General features: G+C 74.1%; 24 protein-coding genes. 11 read left to right on the top strand and 13 right to left on the bottom strand.

What is annotated here, in order from left to right:
• Positions 1–2,083: tetratricopeptide repeat protein (locus ADK60_RS33935; protein ID WP_053650755.1), on the top strand; the 2,083-nt coding region annotated here is incomplete at its 5' end.
• 4 nt (positions 2,084–2,087) lie between these two features.
• Here ADK60_RS33935 and ADK60_RS33930 read toward each other — a convergent pair.
• A complete protein-coding gene (locus ADK60_RS33930; RefSeq protein WP_159400697.1) occupies positions 2,088–2,579 on the bottom strand; it encodes a hypothetical protein in 492 nt (163 codons plus the stop codon).
• An 81-nt stretch (positions 2,580–2,660) separates the two neighbouring features.
• Entirely contained in the window at positions 2,661–3,203 is a 543-nt protein-coding gene (locus ADK60_RS33925) for a DinB family protein (protein WP_053650753.1), read from the bottom strand.
• Between the two features lie 285 nt (positions 3,204–3,488).
• Here ADK60_RS33925 and ADK60_RS33920 point away from each other — a divergent pair, with 285 nt between their 5' ends.
• Complete coding sequence (locus ADK60_RS33920; RefSeq protein ID WP_053650752.1) at positions 3,489–4,301, top strand: class I SAM-dependent methyltransferase; 813 nt, start codon at positions 3,489–3,491, stop codon at positions 4,299–4,301.
• A 77-nt stretch (positions 4,302–4,378) separates the two neighbouring features.
• Here the strand turns inward: ADK60_RS33920 and ADK60_RS33915 are convergent, their stop codons facing one another.
• The 3 genes from ADK60_RS33915 to ADK60_RS33905 all read right to left on the bottom strand — a co-directional run bounded on the left by ADK60_RS33915 (position 4,379) and on the right by ADK60_RS33905 (position 7,951).
• Positions 4,379–6,388, bottom strand: a complete 2,010-nt coding sequence (locus ADK60_RS33915; protein WP_053650751.1) for an FAD-dependent oxidoreductase — start codon at positions 6,386–6,388, stop codon at positions 4,379–4,381.
• Positions 6,389–6,492: 104 nt separating this feature from the next.
• The gene (locus ADK60_RS33910; protein ID WP_053650750.1) at positions 6,493–7,263 is read right to left on the bottom strand and encodes an SDR family oxidoreductase; all 771 of its coding nucleotides are present in this window, start codon (positions 7,261–7,263) and stop codon (positions 6,493–6,495) included.
• Between the two features lie 244 nt (positions 7,264–7,507).
• Positions 7,508–7,951 carry a hypothetical protein gene (locus ADK60_RS33905; RefSeq protein ID WP_045943469.1) on the bottom strand — a complete coding sequence of 148 codons (444 nt, stop codon included), beginning with the start codon at positions 7,949–7,951 and terminating at the stop codon, positions 7,508–7,510.
• Positions 7,952–8,234: 283 nt separating this feature from the next.
• Between ADK60_RS33905 and ADK60_RS33900 the strand changes: the two genes are divergently transcribed.
• Positions 8,235–9,611 (top strand): condensation domain-containing protein, encoded by a 1,377-nt coding sequence (locus tag ADK60_RS33900; protein ID WP_053650749.1) that lies wholly within the window; start codon positions 8,235–8,237, stop codon positions 9,609–9,611.
• Positions 9,612–9,694: 83 nt separating this feature from the next.
• Here ADK60_RS33900 and ADK60_RS33895 read toward each other — a convergent pair whose 3' ends face one another.
• From ADK60_RS33895 to ADK60_RS33870, 6 genes are all read right to left on the bottom strand, one after another.
• Positions 9,695–11,233: a M1 family metallopeptidase gene (locus ADK60_RS33895; RefSeq protein ID WP_053650748.1), complete on the bottom strand. Its 1,539-nt coding sequence runs from the start codon at positions 11,231–11,233 to the stop codon at positions 9,695–9,697.
• Between the two features lie 175 nt (positions 11,234–11,408).
• Entirely contained in the window at positions 11,409–12,281 is an 873-nt protein-coding gene (locus ADK60_RS33890; protein WP_045943472.1) for a sulfurtransferase, read from the bottom strand.
• Positions 12,282–12,333: 52 nt separating this feature from the next.
• Positions 12,334–13,410, bottom strand: coding sequence for a class I SAM-dependent methyltransferase (locus tag ADK60_RS33885; protein WP_053650747.1), 1,077 nt, complete (start codon positions 13,408–13,410; stop codon positions 12,334–12,336).
• Between the two features lie 100 nt (positions 13,411–13,510).
• Entirely contained in the window at positions 13,511–15,169 is a 1,659-nt protein-coding gene (locus tag ADK60_RS33880) for a beta-N-acetylhexosaminidase (RefSeq protein ID WP_053650746.1), read from the bottom strand.
• A 79-nt stretch (positions 15,170–15,248) separates the two neighbouring features.
• On the bottom strand, positions 15,249–15,584 hold the full coding sequence (locus ADK60_RS33875; protein ID WP_053650745.1) for a hypothetical protein: 336 nt from the start codon (positions 15,582–15,584) through the stop codon (positions 15,249–15,251).
• A 170-nt stretch (positions 15,585–15,754) separates the two neighbouring features.
• Complete coding sequence (locus ADK60_RS33870) at positions 15,755–16,690, bottom strand: polysaccharide deacetylase family protein (RefSeq protein ID WP_063783348.1); 936 nt, start codon at positions 16,688–16,690, stop codon at positions 15,755–15,757.
• A gap of 186 nt (positions 16,691–16,876) precedes the next feature.
• Here ADK60_RS33870 and ADK60_RS33865 point away from each other — a divergent pair, with 186 nt between their 5' ends.
• Positions 16,877–17,731 (top strand): SAM-dependent methyltransferase, encoded by an 855-nt coding sequence (locus ADK60_RS33865; protein ID WP_079008916.1) that lies wholly within the window; start codon positions 16,877–16,879, stop codon positions 17,729–17,731.
• 123 nt (positions 17,732–17,854) lie between these two features.
• On the opposite strand, the gene ADK60_RS33860 is transcribed toward ADK60_RS33865, so the two are convergent.
• Positions 17,855–18,724, bottom strand: a complete 870-nt coding sequence (locus ADK60_RS33860) for an Fpg/Nei family DNA glycosylase (protein WP_053650743.1) — start codon at positions 18,722–18,724, stop codon at positions 17,855–17,857.
• A 150-nt stretch (positions 18,725–18,874) separates the two neighbouring features.
• Here ADK60_RS33860 and ADK60_RS33855 point away from each other — a divergent pair, with 150 nt between their 5' ends.
• The 4 genes from ADK60_RS33855 to ADK60_RS33840 all read left to right on the top strand — a co-directional run bounded on the left by ADK60_RS33855 (position 18,875) and on the right by ADK60_RS33840 (position 21,680).
• On the top strand, positions 18,875–19,372 hold the full coding sequence (locus ADK60_RS33855; RefSeq protein ID WP_063783347.1) for an SRPBCC family protein: 498 nt from the start codon (positions 18,875–18,877) through the stop codon (positions 19,370–19,372).
• Between the two features lie 87 nt (positions 19,373–19,459).
• On the top strand, positions 19,460–20,125 hold the full coding sequence (locus ADK60_RS33850) for a hypothetical protein (protein ID WP_053650742.1): 666 nt from the start codon (positions 19,460–19,462) through the stop codon (positions 20,123–20,125).
• Between the two features lie 95 nt (positions 20,126–20,220).
• Positions 20,221–21,048, top strand: coding sequence for a DsbA family protein (locus ADK60_RS33845; protein WP_063783346.1), 828 nt, complete (start codon positions 20,221–20,223; stop codon positions 21,046–21,048).
• A complete protein-coding gene (locus tag ADK60_RS33840; protein ID WP_053650741.1) occupies positions 21,045–21,680 on the top strand; it encodes a vitamin K epoxide reductase family protein in 636 nt (211 codons plus the stop codon). The genes ADK60_RS33845 and ADK60_RS33840 overlap by 4 nt, the downstream gene beginning before the upstream one ends.
• 64 nt (positions 21,681–21,744) lie before the next feature.
• On the opposite strand, the gene ADK60_RS33835 is transcribed toward ADK60_RS33840, so the two are convergent.
• Positions 21,745–22,740, bottom strand: coding sequence for an adenosine deaminase (locus tag ADK60_RS33835; protein ID WP_053650740.1), 996 nt, complete (start codon positions 22,738–22,740; stop codon positions 21,745–21,747).
• 174 nt (positions 22,741–22,914) lie between these two features.
• On the opposite strand from ADK60_RS33835, the gene ADK60_RS33830 reads away from it, so the two are divergent.
• The 3 genes from ADK60_RS33830 to ADK60_RS33820 all read left to right on the top strand — a co-directional run bounded on the left by ADK60_RS33830 (position 22,915) and on the right by ADK60_RS33820 (position 25,526).
• Positions 22,915–23,196 (top strand): DUF6158 family protein, encoded by a 282-nt coding sequence (locus ADK60_RS33830; RefSeq protein ID WP_030397015.1) that lies wholly within the window; start codon positions 22,915–22,917, stop codon positions 23,194–23,196.
• A 132-nt stretch (positions 23,197–23,328) separates the two neighbouring features.
• Positions 23,329–24,717 carry an NADP-dependent succinic semialdehyde dehydrogenase gene (locus tag ADK60_RS33825; RefSeq protein ID WP_053650739.1) on the top strand — a complete coding sequence of 463 codons (1,389 nt, stop codon included), beginning with the start codon at positions 23,329–23,331 and terminating at the stop codon, positions 24,715–24,717.
• A 350-nt stretch (positions 24,718–25,067) separates the two neighbouring features.
• Entirely contained in the window at positions 25,068–25,526 is a 459-nt protein-coding gene (locus ADK60_RS33820; RefSeq protein ID WP_078897046.1) for an RICIN domain-containing protein, read from the top strand.
• The last annotated feature ends 87 nt before the right edge of the window (positions 25,527–25,613 follow it).

Here is a 25,613-nt window from a genome sequence, read left to right as displayed (position 1 = left end):
CGGCCACGTCGTCCCCCGCCCGGCCGCCGGTTTCGTCGGCCGGACCCCCGAACTCGACTGGCTCTCCGACCGGTTGCGCGGCGCGGACAGCACCGGCGCGGACAGCACCGGCCCCGACTGCACCGGCACGCCCGGCACCGGCACACCCGGCGCCGCCACCCTCGCCGTCCTGGTCGGCCCGGCCGGGACCGGCAAGACCGCCACCGCCCTCCGCTGGGCCCACGACGCGTCCGCCGCCTACCCCGACGGACGGCTCTTCGCCGACCTCAACGCCTTCGGCCCGGGCCGCCCCGCCGAACCCGCCGCCGTACTGGGCCGGTTCCTGCACGCCCTGGGCGTCCCGGAGGCCGAACTGCCCGCGGACCGTTCGGCCCGCGCGGCCCTGTTCCGCTCGCTCACCCGCGACCGCCGCCTGCTGGTGGTCCTGGACGACGTCGCGGACGCCGGGGACCTCACCGACCTGCTGCCCGCCGGTCCCCGCTGCGCGACCGTGGTCACCAGCCGCAGCACCCTGGCGGACCTCGTGGTCACCGAGGGCGCCGCCCTGCTGCGCCTCGGCCCGCTGCCCGCCGAGGAGGCCGGGCGCCTGCTGGAGCACCTGCTCGGCCGCCCCCGGGTGGCCGCCGAACCGGAGGCCGCCGCCCGGCTCGCCGAACTCTGCGGCCGGCTGCCGCTCGCCCTGCGGATCGTCGCCGCCCGGCTGGCCACCCACCCCGCCTGGGCGATCGCCGACCTGCTGCCCGAACTAGACGACGAGCGGACCAGGCTGCACGCCCTGGACACCCGGGGGAGCAGCAGCCTGCGCGCCGCCCTGGACCGGACGCTGCGCCACCTGACCGGTACGGCGGCCCACCTGCTGGCCCTGCTCGCCGTCCACCCCGGCCGGGAGACGGACGTCCCCGCCGCGGCCGCGCTGCTCGGCGCCGGTCCGGACGAGGCCCGGGACGCGCTGGCCGCCCTGGCCGCGCACCACCTGCTCACCGAGATCGCGCCGGGCCGCTACCGCCGCTGCGACCTGATCCGGCTCTACGGGGCCGAACTCCTCGACGAGCGGCACGCGTCCGAGCACGCCACCGCCACCGCCGCGCTGGCCGACCACTACCTGGCGACGGTGGCCCACGGCGCCGCCCTGCTCCAGCCCGCCCCGGGCGCCGCCGGTCCCACCGGCACCGGCTCCGGCGGCCCGCCGCCGAGGTCCGGCGGCCGACGCGCCGCCCGGCCCCATCTGCCCACCGTCCGCTCGATCCTGGACTGGTTCCAGGCCGAGGAGCCCGCCGTCCGGGGCCTGGTCGCCGCCGCCTCCGAGAGCGGCGACCACGACCGCGCCTGGCGGCTCGCGTACCGCGCCGACGGCCTCTACTACAGCGTCGGGCGCCGCCCGGACCGGCTGGCCTGCCTGCGGACCGGACTCGACGCGGCCGGGCGCACCGGTGATCCGGCCGCGGTGGCCGCGATGGAGGCCGTGACGGCCCGCGCCCTGAGCGGCCGGGGCCGGACGGTGGAGGCGCACCGGCTGGCCCTGCGGGCGGTCGACCGCAGTTCCGGCACCGACGACGCCGTCCGGGTGCAGGCGCTCACCGTGCTGGCCGTGACCACGGCGGCCGGCGGCCGGCCCGACGAGGCGGTCCGGCTGGGCGAGCGGGCGATCGCGCTGGCCGAGACGCACGGCCACGCCGAGCACGCCCCCTACGCGCTCAGCAACACCGCCGGTCTGTACGGGCTGGCCGGCGATCCGGCCCAGGCGGTGCGGCGCGCCCGGGAGGCCAGGGCCCTGCTCGCCGAGCACCCGCTGGCCGTCTTCCACCTCTCCGCGATGATCAACGAGGCGCACGCGCTGCAACTGCTCGGCCGGTACGGCGACGCGGAGGAGGCCTGGCGGCAGACGGTGGAGCGCTGCCGGTTCGCCGGCGCCGTCCATCTGCACGCGGTGGCCGAACGCCACTTCGCCGACTTCCTGCTGGCGACCGGCCGCACCCCGGAGGCCGTCGGCACCCTGCGGGCGGCCCGCGGCCTGTACGGGCGGCTCGGGGACACCGCGGTCGTCGGCGAGCTGGACCGGCGGCTGGCGGTGTTAGCCGGTTAGCCGGTCAGCCGGCCGAGGCGCGTCCGGACTCCGGGTCCCCCACCCCGGAATCCCCCGCCGAACCTACCGAGCCCGCCGAACCCTCCGACCCTGCCAGCTCGGCCGTCAGCATCGTGACGCCGTCCTCGCCGAAGCGGTCCAGCAGCAGCGCCACCCACTCCACGGCCTCCGCCCGCTCCCGCTCCGTCCACGCTCCCGCCGACGGGTGCTCGTCCACCACCAGGGCCTCCGCGACGAGCCGCAGCCCCTCCGGCGCCGCCGACGGCGGACCGCCCGGCCCCGGACCGGCCGCGGCCAGCCGCCGAGCGGCCGCGACCACCACCGCCCCGGCGGCCGGGGGCACCGCCCACCCGCCGCCGGCCGGTTCCCCGCCGCCGGGCCCCTCCTCGCCGGGCCGCTCAGCCGCGAGCCACCCCGCGACCAGCTCCCGGACTCCCGCCTCACCCATCGCTTCCGCCATGGCGGCCAGCTTGCCAGCACCGCGTCCCGAGGTCATCACTGTCACGGTGACGGATACGGCCCGCACCCCGCCGCGCGTTCACCGGCACCCCCGGCCCCTTCCGGCGCTGCCGCCCCGCTACGCCCCGACCACCCCGTCGATCGCCTCCCGCAGGAAGTCCGCGTGCCCGTTGTGCCGCGCGTACTCGTGGATCAGGTGCAGCATCACCAGCCGCAGCGAGACCTCCGCCTGCCAGCGCGCCTGGTACCCGGTGACGTCCAGCGACTCCGCTTCCCGCTCGATCCGCCGGGAGTGCTCCACCTCCGCCTCCCAGGCCGCGAAGGCCTCGGCCCGGTCCGCCCCGTCCGCGTCGTAGGCGACCTGGAAGTCGCCCTCGGCGGACCACACCAGCGGGATGTCCTCCCCGTCGATGACCCGCCGGAACCAGGTCCGCTCGACCTCCGCCATGTGGCGCACCAGTCCGAGCAGGGTCAGCGTCGACGGCGGGCTCGACCGCAGCCGCAGCTGTTCGTCCGTCAGCCCGGCGCACTTCATCGCCAGCGTGGCCCGGTGGAAGTCCAGGAAGGCCCGCAGCATCTCGCGCTCGCCCCCGGTCAGCGGCGGGGCGATCCGCCCGTCCCCCGCGCCGTCCCCCGCACCAACACCCGTCCCCGTACCCATACCCATGACGCTCCCCGTCCCCGTCGGATCCGAACGATCGATCGGCGCCCAGTCTCCCAGGCCGCCCGCGGCACCCGCGCCGACCCCCACCCGTCCCTCCCGACCTGCTCCGTCCCTCCCGAAACCACTTCCTTCGGGTAGTTCCAGCACCGGCCGGTTTGGGTACGTACTGCGGCGCGCGCCCGCGGGAGGCCCGGACCACCGGCCCTCCCCCGCCCGCGCCGTCACCCCGGCCACCGCCTTCACCCGGCCGTCGCCACGACACACGAGGAGCCCGAGCGAGCCATGAGCCAGGACCGCATCCCAGGACCGGTACGCCAGACCTACGGCGCCGACGACCTGTCACAGGCCGCCTCCTTCGCGGGCGGATTCATCAACTTCGGCGACTGGAGCGGCATCCGCACCACCGACCCGACGACCGAGGACCGCGTCCGCAGCCAGGAGAACCTCTACCGCCGGGTGCTGCGCGCCTTCCCCGGGCCGGCCGAGTCGCTGCGGCTCGGCGAGGTGGGCTGCGGGCGCGGCCTGGGCGCGGCGCTCGCGCTCTGCGAGTTCCGCTTCGCCGCCGTCACCGGCGTCGACATCCACCCCGACCAGATCGAGCGCGCCCGCGCCGTCAACGCCAAGGCGCTGGCGACCTTCCCGGACCGGCTCGGCTACACCCTGGGCTCCGCCGACGACCTGCCCTTCGCGGACGCCTCGCTGGACGGCCTGTACTCGGTCGAAGCGGCCCAGCACTTCCGTGAGCTGACCGGCTTCGCCCAGGAGACGGCCCGGGTGCTGCGCCCCGGCGGCCGGCTGGTGGTGGCCACCTTCTTCGCCGCCGAGGGGCCCGATGTCGCCGAGCGGCTGAGCATCCTGCTCGGCAGCTTCGCCAACGGCCTGGACGTCGCCCACCCGCTGGCCGGCTTCGTCTCCGACCTCGGGGCGGCCGGCTTCGCCGAGGTCACCACCGAGTCCATCGGCACGGACGTCTGGCCCGGCCTCGACCGCTATCTCGAAGGCACCGTTCCGTCCGACCACTGGACCCGGAACTTCCTCAACACCTGGCGGGACGGCCTGCTCGACTACTACCTGCTCACCGCGACCCCCCCCTGACCCGCCACCACCGCCCCGCCACCCGCCGCCCAGCACCCGAGCGATCCCCGCGCGCCGCGGGGATCGCCCTGACCGGATCAGCCCGTGTGCACCAGCAGCGCACTCCGGACCGCCGACTCCAGCGCGCCCTCGACCCAGGCCGGCTTGGTCGAGGTGTGGTCCCCCGCGAAGTGCAGCGGCCCCTCGGAGCCGGGGATGTCGGGGAAGAGCTCGGTGTGCTGACCCGGCAGCAGCACCGAGGCCTCCCCGTAGGCGTAGTGGTCACGCATCCACGACTGCGTCCTGGCCTTCGTGGTGAAGAAGACCTCGCAGCGGCGGCCGAAGACGGCCTGCACCCCGGCCAGCGCCCGCAGGTACCGCTCCTCGTCGGCGTAGGCGTCCCACTTCAGCGCGTCGTCCGCCCAGCTGTAGGAGGCCAGCACCACGCCTCCGGCGCTGCCCTCCAGCGGGTGGGCGTGCTCGAAGTAGACGAACCGGTTGGCGCTGTCGGTCACCGCACCGCCGCCGCGCACATGGGCGGCCGGCGGGTCGCCGCCGACCGGGCGGAAGGCCGCGAAGCACTCCCGCAGCTCGCCGGGGACGCTCACCCCGAGCGCCTTCACCGAGTCGTGGGCCCCGAGGTACCGACCGTCGGGGACCTTGCCCTGCCGGTACTTCTCGTAGAGGCCGGGCTCCACCGAGTCCAGCGCCGCCCGCCACTCCTCCTCGGTGAACTCCCACCAGCGGCGGGAGAACTCCAGCAGCACCTTGGTCGCGGCGTCGTAGTGCAGTTCGGTGACCGCCCGCCGCTTGCCGTAGCCCAGCGGCGGGTCGAAGGTGACGTGCCGCAGCCCGGCGAAGGGGACGGTGACGATCGCCTCGTCCCCCTCGAAGACCTCCGTCGCACCGCCCTGGCCGCTCTGGCAGGCCTCGGAGACGGTGTGCACCCGGACCTTGCCGCCGTGCCGGTCGATCCGCACCGCGCGCCGGTCGAAGCGCACCTTCCCCTTCACCGGCGCGTACAGGGCGTCGACGAGCTTCGCCGTACCGCCCTTGATCTCCCAGAACTTCGTCTTCGGGTCGATCAGCGCGGCGGACAGGAAGCTGTGCACGAAGGAGAGGTGCAGCCGCGAGGTCACGTTCTGGACGGTGCCGATCAGGTCGATCGTCCTGGTGTCCAGCCCGCCCTGCTCGGTGAGGTACCGGTACATCGACCAGTGGCCGTACCGCCGCAGCACGGTGGCCCAGCCCTCCACCAGGGCCGGGCCCTCCTTGCCCCGGACGAGCGCCAGCGCGCTCTCCAGCGCCTCGGCGTAGATCACGGCGGCGGTCCTGGCGCGGTTGGGGCCGGTGACGCCGAAGGACTCGTTGACGGCCGAGGGGTCCCGCTCGTAGTCGGCCCGCCGGACGTGCAGCCCGTTGACGTGGATCCAGGTGCGGTTGGTCCGCTGCGAGGGGTTCTGCGGGTCGACGTCGACCAGCAGGAACTCCTGCCGCGGAAGCCGGTACTTGTCGAGCAGCGCCATCACCAGCGGGTGGCTCTCGGGCAGCCGCATCGCCCCGGCCTCGGCGTACTGCAGCGGGTCGGCGAAGGGCTGGGCGCCGTTCTCGTGGCCGCCCTTGCGGAAGGTCTTGATCCGGCCGCCGACGCGGTTGCCGTTGGCCTCGATCACGACGACGTCGTGGCCCGCCCGGTTGAGCAGGTCGGCGGCGAGCAGTCCGGCCGGTCCGGCCCCGACGACCAGGACCCGCTTGGTCGCCCGGGCCCGCGCCGGCGGCAGGCCGTCCCGGACGATCTTCAGATAGGCCGGGACGAGCGGCCGGTCGTGGTCGTCGTAGACGGCGATGGCGCGGGCGACCGTCGTGAAAGCGCGCTCGTCGGTGCCCGGCGGCACGGCGGCGGGCGGCGCGACGAAGGGCGGGTCGGCCGCGGGCGGCACGGTCGGCGGGGCGGTGGGGGCGAGCGCCGCGGCGGGGACGGCGGCGGCCGCGGTGAGGCCGGCGGCGAGCACCGACACTCCGGTCACCGTGACGACCGACCGCCGCGCCGGTCCTGGCACGACGTCGGTCGTGCCGGGGCGGGGAACATCCAAGTCTTCAGTGGTCATGGCGCACCACTCTTGGCGCACGAACGGCCCGACGGAACCGGTATCACCCGGATGGGACGTATCCGCCACCCGATCGCGTGGCACCGCGCGCCCCGCCTTGACGCTCAGGCCTGCCGGGTCGGCAGGGCGACCAGGTGACGGAGGTTCACATGGCGCGGGCGGGTGACGGTGAAGGCGATCAGCTCGGCGATGTCCTGGGCGGTCAGTGCGGGCATCGCGTCGAACATCCCGTCGAGCTGCTCGCGCAGCACCGGGTTGTCGATGTGCCCGCCGAGTTCGGTGTCGGTGAGCCCGGGCTCGATCGCGGCGACCCGCACGTCCCGGGGGCCGAGTTCGGTGCGCAGCGCGGCGGACAGCTGGGTGAGCGCCGCCTTGGTGGCCCCGTAGACGGCGTAGTCGGGGAACAGGACGTGGGAGGCGATGGAGGAGACGTTGACCAGGTCGGCGGCGCGGCCCTCGGCGGCGGCCGCGACGAGGTCGGCGGAGAAGGCGCGGACGATCCGCAGCGCGCCGGTCAGATTGGTGTCGATCATCCGGGTCCACTCGTCGATCCGCCCGTCCGCGAGCGGATTGGGCAGCATCACCCCGGCGTTGTTGACCACCAGGTCGACCGGGCCCCAGGTGTCGTGCACGGTCCGGACGGCGGCGTCCACCGAGGACTGGTCGGTGACGTCGGCGGTGACGGCGAGGGCCGCGCCGCCGTCGGCGGTGATCGCGGCGGCGAGGACGTCCAGCCGCTCGGCGCGGCGGGCCAGCAGGGCGACCCGGGCCCCGCCGGCGGCGAGCAGCCGGGCGGTGGCCTCACCCATGCCGCTGGCGGCTCCGGTGACGACGGCGGTGCGGGTGGCGAGGGCGGGGTACGTGGGGTGGCTCATGTTCTGCTCCGGTGCGGTTCGTTGGCTCCGACGGCCTGACGGGAACCACTCTGGTCCCGCCGCCGCGCGCCACCCAGGGCCCTGCTCCACCCGGGTCCGGCGAACCCTGGGTCCGCCAGACCCTGGTTGCGCCGCCGCACCGGCCGCACCGCTGCGGCACGAGGTGCCGGGGACCGGGGCCGGTCCCGCCGACTTCGCCGCGGCCCCGGAAGGATCCGCGGGACCGGCCCCGGTCAGTGCTTCATCAGCAGGTGACCGGCACGGTGATGGTGGCGGTCGACGGCGGCCAGCCCCACTGGGTCACGTTGAACGTGCCCTGGACGCTGGAGCCGCACGGCGCGGTGCCGGAGACGTTGCCGACCGGGATGCCGCCGGCGGTGATGAGCACGTAGGGCGAGTCGCTCCCGATCAGGGCGCCGCCGACGACGCCGGCGGTCAGGTTGAAGGACACCTTCTGCGGGTTCCAGGCAACGCTGGCGGGGGTCGCGTAGCCGGAGAACACGACCTGGTTGCCGGTCACCGAGGCGCAGAGCTGCAGGTTGACGATGCCCGGGTACCCGTCGACGCAGTTCTTGGTGGTGGGGCCGGAGGGGCCGCCGGTGGTCTGCGCGGAGGCCTGGGTGGCCCCGGTGACGGCCAGCGCGGAGAGCGCGGCGCCAGTGGCGAGGAGCGCGGCGAATCGCTTCATCTCGGTACTTCTCCTTCGTACGAACGGAGGGTGGGTTCGTTCGCGAGGCAGACATCGCACGAATCGCACATGACATGTGCAATGTCACGCCTCACAAGCCAGATGCTGCCACGCCGACATCGGGAGTACCGACCGGTAGCCCCGGTTCCGAAGATCCTTACCGGAATTGACCTTCATCTGGCGCGATTTCGCGGCCGTACCGCAGACTCTCCGGGACGGCTCCCACCGCACCCGCCCGCACCACCGCCCCGCATCCGCACCAGCGCATCGGAGAACCCCCACGGTGACCACGAGTCGACAACTGGAGATACCCTTCGCCGACGGCCGCTCCGGCAGCGGCCCCGCCACCTGGGGCCAGCGAGCCATCTGGGACGTCGTCAACCGCCTGGCCCCCGCCGACCGCCCCCGCTACAACATCGGCACCGCCACCCCGCTCGACCCCGGCCTGCCGCTCCCGGTGGTCCTGGACGCCCTCGGGCACCTGCTGCACCTGCACGACTCCCTGCACACCCGGCTGCTCCCCGAACCGGACGGCACCGGACTGCGCCAGACCGTCGACCCGGCGGGCACCCTGCCCGTCCCGGTCCGGGACCTCCCCGCCGGCACCGACCGGGCCCGGCTCACCGCCGCCGGAGCCGCGCTGCACCGGGAACTGACGGACCGTTCCTTCGACTGCGGCACCGAGTGGCCGGTCCGGGTCGGCCTGGTCGTGGCCGACGGCCTGGTCCGGCACATCTCCCTGGTGCTCTCCCACACCGCCGTGGACGGTACCGGGATGGGCCTGCTGGTCCGCGACCTCACCGCACTCGCCCTGGGCGCCGACCCGGCCGCCGTCCGGGCCGGCCGGACCACCCAGCAGCCCCTGGAGGAGGCCGCGTTCCAGACCTCGGAGCGCGGCCGCAAACGCGACGCCAACGCCCGCGCGCACACCCTGCGCAAGCTGCGCGCCGCCCCGGCCCGGCTGTTCCCGCCCGCCCCGGCGGCCGACCCCGCCGCCCGGTTCCCGAACGCCGTGCTCAGCTCGCCCGCACTGCTCCGCGCGGTCGACACGGTGGCCGCCGCCCACCGGGCCGGCTCCTCCGCCGTCCTGCTGGCGGCCACCGCCGCCATGACGGCCCGGCTGGCCGACCGCCAGGACGCGGTGCTCCAGGTGGTGGTCAACAACCGCTTCCTGTCCGGCCTCACCGACGCGGTGAGCGTGATCGCCGGCGATGCCCTGCTCCATCTCCAGGACGCCGACGGCGAGTTCGGCGCGGCCGTGCGCCGCACCCACGCCGCGTCGATCGCCGCCTACCGGCACGCCTACTACGACCGGCGCCTGCTGGACGCCGAGGTCGAGCGCCTCACCGCCGACCGGGTGCCGCTCGCCGACCGCTCCTGCGTCTTCAACGACACCCGCGACCTGCTCCCCGGCGGCCTCACCGCCCCGGACCCGGCCGTCGCCGGCGCCGGGGCCGACGGGGGCACCACCCTGGACTGGCCGGTCGAGTTCGACCCGCGCCCCGGGCTCACCTACGCCCTGGACGCGCTGCGCACCCCGACCGCCCTGCAACTCGCCATGACGGCCGACCCCGCGGTGCTCCCCCGGCCCGCGATGGAGCGCTTCCTGCGCGGCATCGAGGACCTGGTCCTGACCGAGGAGCGCACGCTGCGCCCCTGAGAACCCGGAGGCCCGGCCGGCCGCCCACGTGGGCGGCCGGCCGGGCCCCGGCAACACCCGCTCCGCACACGGGTGAAGGAGCGTCAGCCCTGGTGCTCGTGCACCGCGTTGGTGTCCTGGATCTTCTGCCAGGACTTGGGCTGCGCCGGAGCCGACGCCGACGCCCCCGGGGCGAGGCCCGCGACCCCGGGAGCCGCCGCGAGCGCCGAGCCGGCCGGCGCGCCGGCCGAGCCCACCGCCGGCTTGCCGGCCGTGAACAGCCAGGTGTTGAAGAGCGCGCCCAGCGGCTTGCCGGAGATCTTCTCCGCGTAGGCCTGGAACTGCGGGATGGTGGCGTTGCCGTACTTGCGCTCGGTCGGCCACCCCTTCAGGATCGCGAAGAACTTGTCGTCCCCGACCGTGTTGCGCAGCGCCTGGATGGCGATCGCGCCGCGGTCGTAGACGGCGCCGGCGAACTGGTGGTCCGGGCCCGGGTCGCCCGGCCGCACGGACCAGAACGCGTCGTCGGCCGGGTAGTAGCCGTAGACGTAGTCGGCCAGCTCCTGCGCGGTGCCCTCGTTCTCGTGCTCCGACCAGAGCCACTGCGCGTACCGGGCGAAGCCCTCGTTGAGCCAGATGTCGCTCCAGCGCTGCACCGAGACGCTGTCGCCGTACCACTGGTGGGCCAGCTCGTGCGCGACGACGGAGGTGTTGGCGCCGCGCGCGAACTGCCTGGGGCTGTAGAAGACCTGCCCCTGGGTCTCCAGCGCGTACCCGGTCGGCACGTTGGGCACGTAGCCGCCCACGGTCTCGAACGGGTACGGGCCGAACACCGTGCTCAGCCAGTCGGTCAGCTCGCCGGTCCGCTCGACGCTGGCCTGCGCCGCGCCGAGGTTGACGCCGAGGTCCGGGCTGTAGGCGGTGATGACCGGCAGTCCGCCCTCGGTGGTGTCCTTGCGGATGTCGAACTTCCCGATCGCCAGCGTGGCCAGATAGGTGGCCTGCGGCTTGGTCTGCCGGTAGTTGTAGCGGGTCCAGCCGGGCCGGGAGCTGGTGGTCTGGGTGCCGTTGCTGACCACCTGGGTGCCCTCCGGCACCAGCACCGAGACGTCGAAGGTGGCCTTGTCGGTCGGGTGGTCGTTGGCCGGGAACCACCAGGCGGCGCCCTCGGGCTCGTTGGCGGCCACCCCGCCGTCGGGGGTGCGCAGCCAGGCGGAGTACCCGCCGCGCTCGACCTCGCCCGGCTTGTCGGCGTAGCGGACGACCACGGTGAGCGGGCTGCCCTTGGCGACGGTGCGGGACGGGGTGATCACCAGCTCCTGCTCGCCGCTGGTGGTGAACTTGGCGGCCCGGCCGTTGACCAGCACCTCCTTCACGCTGAGCACGAAGTCGAGGTTGAAGCGGGTGAGGTCCTGGGTGGCGGTGGCCAGGACGGTGGTGGTGCCCTCCAGCTCGTCGGTGGTGGGCGTGTATTTGAGCCGGATGTCGTAGTGCGAGACGTCGTAGCCGCCGTTGCCGGCGTTCGGGTAGTAGGGATCGCCGATTCCCGCCGCGCCCGGGCCGGCCTGGGCGGCGGAGGCGGGGACGGACAGGAGCAGGGCGAGCGCGCCGGCAGCGGCAGAGACGATCAGCCTCTTGCGCACAGGGGTCCTCCACAGGGTCACTGGGACAACGGGTCGGATCGATCCTTGTCCCAACGAACCCGGTCCTACGCCTGAACGATGAAATGTTCATGAGAAGAAACAGGCCGAAATGGCCGGGCGGCCGAGTCGTGACACGACGTCATGAGCCGTCCACGGACGGCCCGCTGCCGCCGCGTCAGGCGCCCAGCGCCACCGGCGCCCGGACCAGCGAGCCGTACTCGGTCCACGACCCGTCGTAGTTCTTGACGTGCTCGAAGCCGAGCAGCTCGGTCAGCGCGAACCAGGTGTGCGCCGAGCGCTCCCCGATCCGGCAGTAGGCGATCACCTCCTGCTCCGACCCGACGCCCCGTCCGCCGTACAGCTCCCGCAGCTCCTCGGCCGAGCGGAACGTCCCGTCGTCCCTGGTCGCCTGCGACCAGGGAATGTTGACGGCGCCCGGGATGTGCCCCGGCACCTGGGCCTGCTCCTGCGGCAGGTGCGCCGGGGCCAGCGCCTCGCCCCGGAACTCGGCCGGCGAGCGGACGTCCACCAGCACCGCGTCCGAGCCCGGCTTGGCGAAGACCTCCGCCTTGGCCAGGACCTCGTCCCGCATCGCCCGCACCTCCGGGTGCTCGGGCCCGGTCAGCCGGTACGGGCTGTGCTGGTGGTCCATCACCTCCTCGGTCAGCTCCCGCCCCTCCAGCTCCCACTTCTTGCGCCCGCCGTCCAGCAGCCGCACCGGGCCGAAGCCGCGCAGCCGCAGCAGCCAGTAGGCGTAGGCGGCGAACCAGTTGTTGTTGCCGCCGTACAGCACGACGGTGGTGTCCTCCTCGACCCCGGCCGCGCGCAGCAGGTGCTCGACGCCCGCGCGGTCCACGTAGTCGCGCCCGACCGGGCTGTGCAGATCGGTGGCCCAGTTCCAGCCGACCGCGCCGGGCAGGTGGCCGCGCTCGTACGCGCCGTTGTCCTCGTCCACCTCGACCACGCGGAGCGTGCCGTCGTCCAGGTGCCGGGCGAGCCACTCGGTGCCGACCAGTGCCTCGGGGTGTGCGTAGCCGTTGCCGGTCATCGACGCCCTCCTTCGCTCGGGCCCTCGGATCCCGTCCCCGCCGGGGCGGGCGCTACGCCGCGACGGCCAGCCGCGCCACGTAGTACTGGTTGAGCGGATCGCCCTCGATCCGCGACACGTCCACCGAGCCGAAGCCGGCCTCGGCGAGCATCCGGCGCGCGGTCTGCTCGCCCCAGACGGTGCCCAGCCCGGCGCCGCCCTCGCCGAGCGAGACCGTCATGCAGTAGAAGGTCGAGAAGGTGTACAGCGCCGGGGCGAGCGGATGGTCGATGTTCTCCTCCAGCAGGCTGCTGGCGGCGATGTCGCCCATCAGGAAGACGCCCTCGGGCCGCAGCACCCCCGCGACGGCCCGCAGGGTGCGGTCGGGGCGGGCCAGGTCGTGGATCACGTCGAAGGCGGTCACCAGGTCGTACCCGCCGGTGAGGTCGGCCGAGTCGGCGAGCACGAAGCGGGCGTTGTCCAGGCCGTGCAGGGCGGCCTCGGCCTTGGCCGCGCCGATGCCCTGCTCGGAGATGTCCACCCCGGTGAACCGGCTGGCCGGGAAGGCCCCGGCCAGGACGTTGACGGCGTGGCCCTGCCCGGTGCCGATGTCCACCGCGTCGATCCCGGCCCGCAGCCGCTCGGTGAGCCCGGGCACCAGCGGCACCACGGCGTCCACCAGCGCCAGGTCGTAGCCGGCCGCGCTCTCCTGGGCCTGGAGCTCCTGGAAGCGCGGGTAGGCCGAGTAGGGCATCCCACCGCCTTTGCGGAACGCCTCGACGATCCCGTCCTCGACCTCGCCGAACAGGGCGAGGTACTGCATCATCCCGGCCAGGTTCTCCGGCCCGGCCGCCCGGGTCAGCGAGGCGGCGTGCTCCGGCGGCAGCCGGTAGGTGCGCCCCTGCGGCTCGTACTCGACGAACCCGCCGACCACCATCGCGCCCAGCCACTCGCGGACGTAGCGCTCGTCCAGCCCGGCGGTGCGGGCGAGGTCCTCGCTCGTCGACGGGGCGAGGCCGGCCATGGTGTCGAAGAGACCGGTCCGGTGGCCGACACTGGCCATGAATCCCAGGCAGGCGTCATTGAGCACCTGCAATACGCGACCCGCGAACTCCTCCTGCTCCGCCGGGTCCGGTTCCCGTTCGGACATCGTTCCTCCTGCGCCGTGTCGGGACCTGCGCGAACCCCTCCCCCGGCCACGCTACGCCGTTCGTGCGCGTTCCCCCATCCGCGGCGGTCGCCGACGGCTGCTACCGGGCGGGCCAGGGCACCTCGGGCCGGCGCTCGTAGGCGTAGCCGGCGGCCTCCCAGCGGGCGCCCTCCTCGGCGAGGCGGTCCTTGAAGCGCCCCCAGTCGTGGCTCTCCCTGGGCGACCAGCCCAGTTCGGCGAGCGCCGGCAGCCGGGGCAGCAGCATCAGGTCGAGCTCGCCGGGGGTGTCCAGGGTCTCGGTCCAGAGCGGGGCCTCGACGCCGATGACGGAGCCCTCCCGCAGCGGCAGCAGGGTGTCCGGGTCCCAGTCGTAGGCGGTCCTGACACCGATGGTGCCGGCCCAGACCAGGCCGAGCGGATAGGTCGACTCGTACTTCATGTCCAGGTAGCTGCGGCCGGACGGCGACATGATCACCTCGGCGCCCCGCTCGGTGGCCTCCCGCAGTTCGGTGTCGCGCCCGGCCCGGCCGTCCCAGAACTGCAGCAGCCCGATCCCGCCCGGCGCGGTCTGGTTCCAGCCGACCGGGGTCTTCCCGGCCGCGCGCACCTGCTCGCCGACCCGCCGGACGAACTCCGCGTACTCGGCCGGGGCGACCCGCTTCACCTCGTCGCCGCCGATGTGCAGACAGGGCCCCGGGGTGAGCCGGGCCAGCTCGGTGAGCACGTCCCCGGTGAAGGAGAACACCGCGTCCCCGGTCGGGCAGAGGGTGGAGAAACCGACCTCGGTCCCGGTGTACGGCCAGGGCCGGGCGCTCCCCGTGCAGTCCAGCTCGGGGTAGGCGGCGAGGGCCGCGTTGCTGTGTCCCGGCAGGTCGATCTCCGGGACGACGGTCAGATAGCGCTCCTGCGCGTAGCGGACGATCTCCTGGTAGTCGGCCGCGGTGTAGAACCCGCCGGGGGTGCCGCCGACCTCGCTGGTCGCGCCCACCGCCGTCAGCGCGGGACGGGCCGGGACCTCGATCCGCCAGCCCTGGTCGTCGGTCAGGTGCAGATGCAGGTGGTTGAGCTTGTACAGCGCGAGGCGGTCGATGAAGCCCTTGACCTCGGCCGGGGTGAAGAAGTGCCGGGCAACGTCGAGCATGGCGCCCCGGTAGCGGTAGCGCGGGCGGTCCTCGACGGTGACCGGGGCGAGCGTCCAGTCCGGGCCGTCGGCCACCGGGGCCGGGCTCTCGATCCGCGGCGGCAGCAGCTGCCGCAGCGTCTGGGTGCCCCGGAACAGGCCCTCGGGGCTGCGGGCGGTGATCCGCACCCCGTCGGCGTCGGCGGTCAGCCGGTAGCCCTCGGTGCCGGTGGCCTCGGGGAGCGCCGGGTCGAGCGCCAGGGCGATGCCGTCGCCGGCGGCGGGTTCCACCACCGGGAGGGGCAGTCCGGTGGGGCGGCGCAGCGCCTCGGCGAGCCGCTCGGCGATCCGCCGTACCTCCCCGGCCTGTCGTTCCACCGCCTCCGTCCCGGGCGCGGTCCGGATCACGGTGCGGTCGGTGAGCCGGTAACCGGGGCCGGCGCCGGGGGTGACGGAGAGCGGCACCGGGACGATCCGGTCGGCGGTGCGCGGTCCGGCGGGGACGGGCCGGGCGACGCCGCCGTCCCGGGAGCCGAGCACCCGCTGGAGGCCGAGGCCGGCCGCGGCCAGGGCCAGGACGCAGAGGACGGTCAGCAGGGCGCGGGCCCGGGCGGACAGCCCGGCGATTCGTCTCGGCACGGACGCTCCCGGTGTCGGTTCACCGGAATGGTCTCAACCAATCGCCGAACTGTCCCGCACTTCGCCGAAACCGGCCGCCTCAGGAGAACAGCACCGAGCGGAAGGAGAGCCGCCGGCCGGCCGAGTCGCCCGGGTCCAGCGCACGGTAGACATCCCCGACGCAGCCGAGCGCCAGGAAGGCGACGGCGGTCCTGTTGGTGCGGTTGGCGGGCGCGTAGGCCACCTCGGCCCCGGCGGTCCCCTGGACATCGACGCACTCCCCGCCCCGGGGGTCGACCAGTTGGCCGCGGTGTTCGGAGCCGCCGTCCCGGTACGTGTAGCGGAACACACCGTCGGCGGCGTTGGCGGAGACCGGGACGGCGAGGACGAGCGCGATCGCGCTGGTGGCGGCGACCAGGGTGTTGCGGAGACGCATGACCGGGGACCTTTCGGGCGGTACTCAATGGCACCGGGGGAATAGTGCGATATCACCCTAGAGGCCCAAAAATTGGGGAAACGATTCTGCTAATCCATCCTTTCGGGTGGTTTATCCACTATTCGCGCGACCTTTTCGGCTCCGGTCCCACGCGTCCGCTCGCGCACCGCTCAGCCGGGCGGAGCGGTGAAGTGGTAGCCGGAGTCGATCAGCACCGGCAGGTACGCCTTCAGTGCCGCCACCGTCTGCGAACGGTCCCCGCCGCCGTCGTGGTTGAGCACGATCGCGCCGGGGCGGACGTCCTTGAGGATCCGGTCGGTGATCACGACCGTCCCCGGGCGGGCCCAGTCCCGGGGGTCGACCGACCAGGCCATGGGGCGCATGCCGAGCTCCGCGCTCACCTTCAGCGAGGCCGGGGACCAGTCCCCGCCGGGCGCCCGGAACCAGGTGGGCGCCTTCCCGGTGGTCCGGTGCAGCAGCTCGGAGGTGCGCTCCAGCTCCTCGCGGACCTTGGCCTCGGAGAGGTGGCGCAGGTCGGGATGGGTCCAGGTGTGGTTGGCGATGTGGTGGCCCCGGGCGGCGATCTCCCGGACCAGATCGGGGTGCTCGACGGCGTTCTCGCCGATCAGGAAGAAGGTGGCCCGGATGCCGTGCTGCTCCAGCAGGGCCAGCACGGTCGGGGTGTGCCGGGGGTCGGGGCCGTCGTCGATGGTGAGCGCCACCACCCGCCGATCGGCGTCGAGCTCGTACACCGGGCGGCTCTCGGCCTCCGTCAGCGCCCGCGCGGGCGCCGCCCCGGCCGGGGGCGCGGACGGGGGCGCGGCGGAGGGCGAGGGGGCGGAGGCGGGCGCGGCGGAGGCGGACGGGTCCGCGGTCGGCGCGACGGACGGGGCCGGGGACGGCTCGGCGGCCGGTGCGGCGGCCGGAGCCGTGGGCGGCCCGTCGGCGGGCGTCGTCCCCGGGAGCGGGTCCGGGCCGGCCGAACGGGCCGCGGCGGCGGCCTTCACCACCTCCTCGGCCCGGCCGCACCCGGCGACCCCGAGCAGCGACATCCCCGCCGCGACCAGCAGTAACCTTCGCGAAGTAATCTGACGATCAGACAGCATGACTGCATCTGTCCCCCGTTCATCGGCCCGTCTCCCAGCGGCTACCCCGACGGGTTCGATCACCACCCCAACGGCCCAAGGCGCGCCCTGTGCACCGGCTGTTCGCCCACCCCGTGACCGGACCCCCGCCGGGCCCGCTAATCTGACCTCTCCCAGTGTGATGATCTGTCTTAAAAGGACGTGGCCATGACGACGAGTCAGGACTTCGCCGACCGGTCCGAGAACGACGCCGCCGAACTCAGCCAGTGGGAGAAGTACGGGGTCGACACCAGCACCCCGCACTCCGCCCGCGTCTACGACTACTGGCTGGGCGGGAAGACCAACTTCCCGCCCGACCGCGCGATGGGCCAGGCCATCGAGCAGGCCGTGCCCACCATGAAGGCGCAGGCCAAGGAGAACCGCGGCTTCCAGAAGCGCGCCGTGCGCCACCTCGCCGAGCGCTACGGCATCCGCCAGTTCCTCGACCTCGGCACCGGCATCCCCACCTCGCCGAACACCCACGAGATCGCCGAGTCGGTCAGCGCCGGCACCCGGGTGGTCTACGTGGACAACGACCCGATCGTGCTGGCCCACGCCCGCGCGCTGATGGTCTCTACCCCGGCCAGCCGCACCACCTACATCCACGCCGACCTGGGCAAGCCCGCCGAGCTGCTGGCCGACCCGGCCCTCAACACCACGCTGGACCTCGACCAGCCGGTCGGCATGCTGATGATCGCCGTGCTGATGCTGATCGCCGACGAGGACGACCCGTGGGGCAAGGTCGCCGCGCTGCGCGACGCGCTCCCCTCCGGCAGCTACATCGCGCTCACCCACCCCACCCAGGACTTCAACGAGGCCGCCGTCGCCCAGGTGACCGCCTCCGCCCGGGCCGCCGGGATGACCCTGGTGCCGCGCAGCAAGGAGGAGGTCACCCGGTTCTTCGACGGCTGGGAGCTGATCGAGCCCGGCGTCGCCCCGGTGATGGCCTGGCACCCGGACGGCGAGCAGCCGGCCGACCCGTACGCGGCGTACTACTGGGGCGGCCTCGCCCGCAAGCCGTAGGGCGTCCACGGCATCCCGGCGTCCCGCCGGCCCCGCCTCCCGCCGCGGAACGGGGCCGGCCGACGGCGCGCGCTGCTCCAGTACGCGTACCGCTCTGGCACACGTACTGCTCCAGCGCGCGTACTACTTCAGCAGCCGGGAGAGCCGCCGGTCCGCGAGCGGCTTCCCCCCGGTCTGGCAGGTCGGGCAGTACTGCAGCGAGGAGTCCGCGAAGGACACCTCCCGCACGGTGTCCCCGCAGACCGGACAGGGCTGCCCGGTCCGGCCGTGCACCCGCATGCCGAGCTTCTTCTCCGCCTTCAGCTCCCCCGCCGCCAGTCCGCGCGAGCGCTCCACCGCCTCGCGCAGGGTGGTGCCGAGCGCCTCGAACAGCCGCGCCGTCTCCTCCTCCGACAGATCGGCCGCCAGCTTGTACGGGGACATCCGCGCCACGTGCAGCACCTCGTCCGAGTAGGCGTTGCCCACCCCGGCCAGCACGGTCTGGTCCCGCAGCACACCCTTGATCCTGCGGCGCTCACCGGCCAGCAGCGCCCGGAAGCGCGCCAGGTCGAAGTCCGGGTCGAACGGGTCCGGGCCCAGCCTGGCCACCCCCGGGACCTCCTCGGCGTCCCGCACCACGTACACCGCGAGCCCCTTCTTGGTGCCCGCCTCGGTGAGGTCGAAGCCGTCCCCGTCCGGGCCCTCCAGCCGTACCCGCAGCGCCAGCGGGTTGCGCCCGCCCGGCTTCGGCGGCTCCGCCAGCAGGTGCTCCCGCCAGCGCAGCCAGCCCGCCCTGGCCAGGTGGACCACCAGGTGCGGCCCGTCCGTCCCGATGTCCAGGAACTTCCCGTGCCGGACCACCGGGCCGACCGTCCGCCCCACCAGCGCCGTCACCGGCGGGTCGTAGGTCTTGAGCGCGCTGATCGCCACCGGCCGCACCTCGGCGATCACCCGCCCGGTCAGCCGTGCGGACAGGAAGGCGGTCAGGGCCTCGACCTCGGGCAGCTCCGGCATGTGCCCAGTCTCGCTCGGCCGCCCGCCGTTCGCCTCCTCCGCCGTTCGCCTCCGCCGCCGACTCCGCCGACCGCTCCGTTGCCCCGGGCCGCCCCCCGGCGCAGGCTGGAGGAGTGGACCGCGCGCCAACCCGAGGAGGTCCGGCCGGCCATGAGCACGCTGGAGGAACAGATCGACATCGACGCCCCCGTCCTGGCGGCCTGGGAGCAGCTGCACCGCGTCCACGAGTACCCGCGCTTCGTCGACGGCGTCCGCACCGCCCAGCCGCACGGCCGCAACCTGGCCCATCTCGCGGTGGAGATCGCCGGCGCCGAACGGGAGGTCGAGACCGAGATCACCGACCGGGGCCGGGGCCGGGTGATGGCCTGGCGCACCCTGGACGGCCCGCCGCTGCACGGCGCCTTCGCGCTGCGCCCGCTCGACGCGGCGCACACCCGGGTGCAGGTCCGGGTCGAGTACGACCCGGGGGAGGTCCGGGAGGCGTTCGGCGGCCCCGGCGGCTTCGCGATGGCCGGGGCGATCGAGCGGACCGTGCGGACCGACCTGGCGGCGTTCCGGGAGCTGGTCGAGGCCCGGGTCGCGGCCGCCGCGACCCCGCCCGAGCCGGTCGTCGAGGCGCCCGGCACGGTCACTGTAAACGGCATATAAGCCCAGCTCAGGGCCGGTGGTGAGGATCTTCACAGCGGGCCCCGGAGCCACTCGTTCGGCTTTCAACCTGTGGCACACTCGGGACTCATGAACTGTGCCCGGGACACCAGGACGCTGCGCGCGGCGGTCTTCGCCGCGCTGCTCGTGCTGCTCGCCGGGCTCGGCCAGGTGCTGGTCACCGGCCGCCCGCTGCCGCTCGGCACGCTGGCGGTGGCCGGGGCCGCCGTCTTCGCGGTGGCCTTCGCGCTGTCCGGCCGCGAGCGCGGCTACCGGGTCGTCGCGGCGGTCTTCCTGCCGCTGGAACTGGGCCTGAGCGCCCTGTTCGACCTCGCCCAGTCCACCTGCCCCTCGCTGCCGCCCGGCGCCGCCCGCGGTCTCGAACCGCTGCTGTGCGGCGGCGGCTCGCTCGGCGGCCTCCTGCTCGGCCACGGCCTCTCCCGGCCGGTCGGGCTCGCCCTGCTGCTGCTCCTGCACACCGCGCTCGCACTGGCCGCCGCGTACTGGCTGCGCAGCGCCGACGCCGCGCTGTCCGGGCTGGCCCGTACGGCGCGGATCCTGGGCGACTTCGCCCGGCGCTTCCCCGCCGCGGCCGGCCACTGGCTGACGCTGCTGACCGCACCGCTGCCGGCCCGTCCGGTGGCGCGGGTGCCGTTCCCCCGGGCCAGCCGGGTGCTGGTCCCCGCCGAGTCCGTCCGGCTCCGGCCCGCCGTCCGGCGCGGCCCGCCCGCGCGGCTGCCGGCGCCCGCCCGCTAGGCGACCCCGCGGACCCTCCCGGTCCCCCGGTCCCCGGCCGGCCGTGCGCCCCCGCGCCCGCACGCCCCGCCAAGAGCACCAGGACGACCTCCACCATGAGCACCTCCCCCAAGAAGAGCACCACCGCCGGCGACCGGAAGGCCGCCCGCCGGGCCGCCACCGAGCGGATGCGCCAGGAGCGCGAGCAGGCCGAGCGCTCGGCCCGGATCCGCCGCCGGGCGGTGGTCGGCACCGCCTCCGCCGTCCTGCTCGCCCTCGCGGCGGGCGTCGCCTTCGCCGTCGGCGGTTCGAGCGGCTCCGGTTCCGGTTCCGCCTCCGGCGACACCGCGGGCCCGCTGGTCGTGCCGGCGAACGCGAGCGGCGCGGACGGCACCGTGGTCACCTACGGCAAGGCGGACGCCCCGCACACGCTGGAGGTCTACGAGGACTTCCGCTGCCCGTTCTGCGAGCAGCTGGAGACCACCACCGGCCCGGCCGTCCAGCAGCTCGCCGACGCGGGCAGCTACAAGATCGAGTACCACCTGGCGACCTTCCTCGACCAGGGCCTCGGCGGCAAGGGCTCGCGCACCGCGCTGGCCGCCGCCGGCGCGGCGCTGAACGAGGGCGTGGACAAGTTCAAGCAGTTCCACGACGTGCTCTACGCCAACCAGCCGGAGGAGCGCGACGACGCCTTCGCCGACGTCAACCACCTGCTCGACCTGGCCGACAAGGTGCCGGGCCTGAAGACCGACGGCTTCGTCAAGGCGGTCCGCGAGGGTACCTACCTGCCCTGGGCCGGCCAGGTGAACAAGGCCTTCGACAAGAGCGGCGTCACCGGCACCCCGACCGTCCGCCTGGACGGCAAGAAGCTCGACGTGTTCGCCGGCGGCAAGGCCGTCTCGCCCGAGCAGTTCACCGCGATGGTCAAGCAGGTGACCGGATGACGGCCCCGTCCCCCGTCACCGCCCCCGCCGGCACCCGGCCCGGGTACGGCGCGAGCCGCCCGTTCGCCCTGCTGCTGGTGATCGGCGGCGCGCTGGGGCTGTTCGCCTCGGCGGTCCTCACCCTGGACAAGATCCGGCTGCTGAAGGACCCGTCCTACGTCCCGAACTGCAACATCAATCCGATCATCAGCTGCGGCTCGATCATGCGCAGCGACCAGGCCGAGGCCTTCGGCTTCCCGAACTCGCTGCTCGGCCTGGCCGGCTTCGCCGTGGTGATCGCGATCGGCGCCGGACTGCTGGCCGGCGCCACCTACCGGCGCTGGTTCTGGCTGGGCCTCCAGGCCGGGACGGTCTTCGGCATCGGCTTCGTGACCTGGCTGATGTACCAGGCCCTGTACCGGATCGGCGCGCTCTGCCCCTTCTGCATGGTGGTGTGGGCGGCGATGATCCCGCTGTTCTGGTACACCACCCTGCACAACCTGCGCACCGGCATCGTCCCGGTCCCCCGCGCCCTGCGCCCTGCCGTCCGCGAGGCGGCCCGCTACCACTGGGCCGTCCCGGCCCTCTGGTACGCGGTGATCGCCCTGCTGATCCTCAACCGCTTCTGGTACTACTGGTCGACCCTGCTCTGACCCCCGCGGTTTCCGACGCCCCGCGGCGCCGTCCCCGTTGGCGGGGGCGGCGCCGCGGCCCGTGTCAGGCGGTGCCGAACTCGTAGGCGGCGACCTCCGCCAGCAGGGCGGCGCGTCGCTCCTCGGGCAGGAAGGAGGCCCGGAAGGAGTTGGCGGCGAGCAGTCGCAGGGTGTCCTCGTCCAGGCCGAGCGCCTCGGCGAGGGCGTCGAAGTTGTCGCCGACGTAGCCGCCGAAGTAGGCCGGGTCGTCGGAGTTGACGGTGGCCAGCAGGCCGGCCGCGAGGATCGCGGGCAGCGGGTGGTCGGCCAGGGTGCCGACGCAGCGCAGCCGCACGTTGGAGAGCGGGCAGAGGGTGAGCGGGATCCGCTCCCGGACCAGCCGCTCGACCAGCGCCGGGTCCTCCAGGCAGCGCAGCCCGTGGTCGATCCGCTCCACCCCGAGCACGTCCAGCGCCTCGGTGATGTAGGCGGCCGGGCCCTCCTCCCCTGCGTGCGCGACCCGGTGCAGCCCGGCCTCGGCGGCCCGCCGGTAGACCTCGCGGAACTTGGCCGGCGGGTGGCCGACCTCGGCGGAGTCCAGGCCGACCCCGGTGATCCGCCCGCCGAACCAGGGCCGGGCGGCCTCGAAGGTCTCCAGCGCCGACTCGGCCGACTCGTCCCGCAGGAAGCACATGATCAGCCGGGTGCTGATGCCGTGCCGCTGCTCGGCCCGGTCCAGCGCCCGCCCCAGCCCGTCCACGACGACCGGCAGCGGGATCCCGCGCGCGGTGTGCGCCTGCGGGTCGAAGAAGATCTCCGCGTGCCGCACCCCCTGCGCCGCCGCCCGCGCCAGGTACGCCTCGGCGAGCTCCTCGAAGTCCTCCTCGGTCCGCAGCACCGACATCAGCGCGTAGTACAGGTCGAGGAACGACTGCAGGTCGCCGAACGCGTACGCCCGCCGCAGCTCCTCGGCATCCGCGAACGGCAGCTCCACGCCGTTGCGCCGGGCGAGCGCGAACGCCAGCTCGGGCTCCAGGGTGCCTTCGATGTGCAGGTGGAGTTCGGCCTTGGGAATTGCCATCGACGCCTGTCCGGTGGTTTCGGTACGAATACGAAGGTTTCATCCTACGTTTTTCCCGCCCGTGTCCGAAGCCGGGCGGCCTCCGCGCGGCCCTGCCGGGGCCGAACTGGTGTACCGGCGGGCGCGACGGGGCACCGGGTACTAGGGGGGTTCCCGTCCGAGGAGGCAGTGGACATGGCGCACCCCGACACCGCGCACGCCAGGCCGGAGGGCATCTCCCCGCACGCCCTGGGCAACGACACGCTGCTGCACGAGCTGGAGCAGTTGCACCGGACCAGGCACGAGACCTTCCTGTACGGGTCGGAGGAGGCCCTGAAGCGGCACACCCTGCGCACCGGGCAGCTGGAGGCCGAGTACCTGCACCGCTTCCCCAACCGGCTGGTCACCGCCGGGAGGACCAGGGCCGGCGCCCGGGCCCGCGACGCGGCGGCCCGGGCGGAGGCACTGCCGGAGTAGGCCCGGGCCGACCGGCCGAGCGGGACCGTCCGCCGGGACACGCCGGGCGGGGGTGGTACCCGGGGCGCGGGCGGTGGGCCAGGGTGGGAGGACCGACACCTCCACCCCCGCGCACCCCTGGGAGGGGCCCCGATGCCCATCGCAAGCGTGAACCCGGCGACCGGCAAGACCCTGGAGACCTTCGAACCGCTGGACGCGGCCGGCCTGGAACAGCGGCTGGCCCGCGCCGAGGCGGCCTTCCGCACCTACCGCACCACCTCCTTCGCCCAGCGCGCCGGGCTGCTGCGCCGCGCCGCCGAACTGCTCGACGAGGACCGCGAGAGCGTCGCCCGCACCATGACCGAGGAGATGGGCAAGCCGATCGCCGCCGCCCGCGCCGAGGCCGCCAAGTGCGCCAAGGCGATGCGCTGGTACGCCGAGAACGCCGAGGCACTGCTCGCCGACGAGCACCCGGAGCCGGCCGACGTGGCCGACGCCGGGGCGGCCCGCGCCTATGTGCGCTACCGGCCGCTGGGCGCGGTCCTGGCGGTGATGCCGTGGAACTTCCCGTTCTGGCAGGTGGTGCGGTTCGCCGCGCCCGCGCTGATGGCGGGCAACGTCGGGCTGCTCAAGCACGCGTCCAACGTGCCGCGGACGGCGGTGGCGCTGGAGGAGCTGTTCCGGCGGGCCGGCTTCCCGGAGGGCTGCTTCCAGACGCTGCTGATCGGCTCGGGGGCGGTGGAGGCGGTGGTCCGTGACCCCCGGGTGGCCGCGGTGACGCTGACCGGCAGCGAGCCGGCCGGGCGGGCGGTCGCGGCGGCGGCGGCCGACGAGGTGAAGAAGGCGGTGCTGGAGCTCGGCGGAAGCGACCCGTACGTGGTGATGCCGAGCGCGGACCTGGACGCCGCCGCGGCCACCGCCGTCACCGCGCGGGCGCAGAACAACGGGCAGTCCTGCATCGCCGCCAAGCGGTTCATCGTGCACACCGAGGTCTACGACCGGTTCACCGCCGCGTTCACCGCCGCCATGGCGGCGCTGCGGGTCGGCGACCCGATGGACGAGGCGACCCAGGTCGGCCCGCTGGCCAGCCGGCAGGGCCGGGACGAGATCGCCGAGCTGGTCGAGGACGCCCGGGCGCACGGGGCCCGGGTGGAGTGCGGCGGGCGGCGTCCTGAGGGCCTGGACGCGGGCTGGTTCTACGAGCCGACGGTGCTGACCGGCATCACGCCGCGGATGCGGATCCACCAGGAGGAGACCTTCGGCCCGGTGGCCACGGTCTACCGGGCGGCCGACCTGGACGAGGCGGTGGCGCTGGCCAACGACACCCCGTTCGGGCTCAGCTCCAACGTCTGGACCGAGGACCCGGCCGAGCAGGAGCGGTTCGTCCGGGACATCCAGGCGGGCGGGGTGTTCTTCAACGGCATGACCGCCTCGCACCCGGCGCTGCCGTTCGGCGGCGTCAAGCGCTCCGGCTTCGGCCGCGAGCTGTCCGGCCACGGCATCAAGGAGTTCTGCAACGTCACCACGGTGTGGATCGCCTGAGCCCGCTCCCCTCGCGCGACCTGTGCGCCCCCGGCCGGGGCCGTGCGCCCCGGCCGGATCCGGCCAAGTTCGGGCACGGCCGATTGCCTGATTTGCCCGTTTACCCGGGATCCGCCGCCCGAAAGGGAACCCACCGCCCTTCACGCGACCCGGACAGACCCTCCACAGAAACCCCTTCGACAACGAACAGCTGTGAATTATTGATCTAATATTCAGAACATTTTGGCGACATAATTTCCGATGGCCGAAGAAAGGCGGGCCGGACCGGCCGGTATATCGCCGCCGACGCATTTCCCGATAAGTTCCGTAACGACCGGCCGGAGGGCCGGTCACCACGGGAAGGAAATGCGATGAATCTCCTCCAGCGCACCGTCGCCCTCGTCGCCTCGACCGCAGTCCTGGCCGGCGGCGCGACCGTTCTGGCCGCCGGCCAGGCGAGCGCCGCCACCAGCGAGATCACCCTCCAGAACGTCGCCACCAGCCGCTACCTGGACAGCAACGGCAACGGCAACGTGTACACCCTCCCCGGCAACGGCGGCTCGTACCAGCGCTGGTACTCCAGCGACCTGGGCGGGTCGACCTTCACCCTGCGCAACAAGGCCACCGGTTTCTGCCTCGACTCCAACGGCAACGGCAACGTCTACGCGCTGAGCTGCAACGGCGGCAGCTACCAGAAGTGGGTCCGGGGGAACGGCCCCTACGGGCACACCTACCGGAACCTCGCGACCGGCCTCTACCTGGACAGCAACGCCAACGGCAGCGTCTACACCCTGGGCGGCAACGGCGGCTCGTACCAGCAGTGGAGGTGAATGCCAGTCAGATCGGTGATCATCAATCCAGCATGGTGATCTGACGATCAGACAGGAAATGAGTGCCCTCCCCGGCGCCTCAATCGC

This window comes from Streptomyces sp. XY431, assembly GCF_001279805.1.
Taxonomy (GTDB): Bacteria; Actinomycetota; Actinomycetes; order Streptomycetales; family Streptomycetaceae; genus Kitasatospora; species Kitasatospora purpeofusca.
Note: the sequence above shows the minus strand (reverse complement) of the source record. Positions and strands in the feature narration are given on the sequence as shown.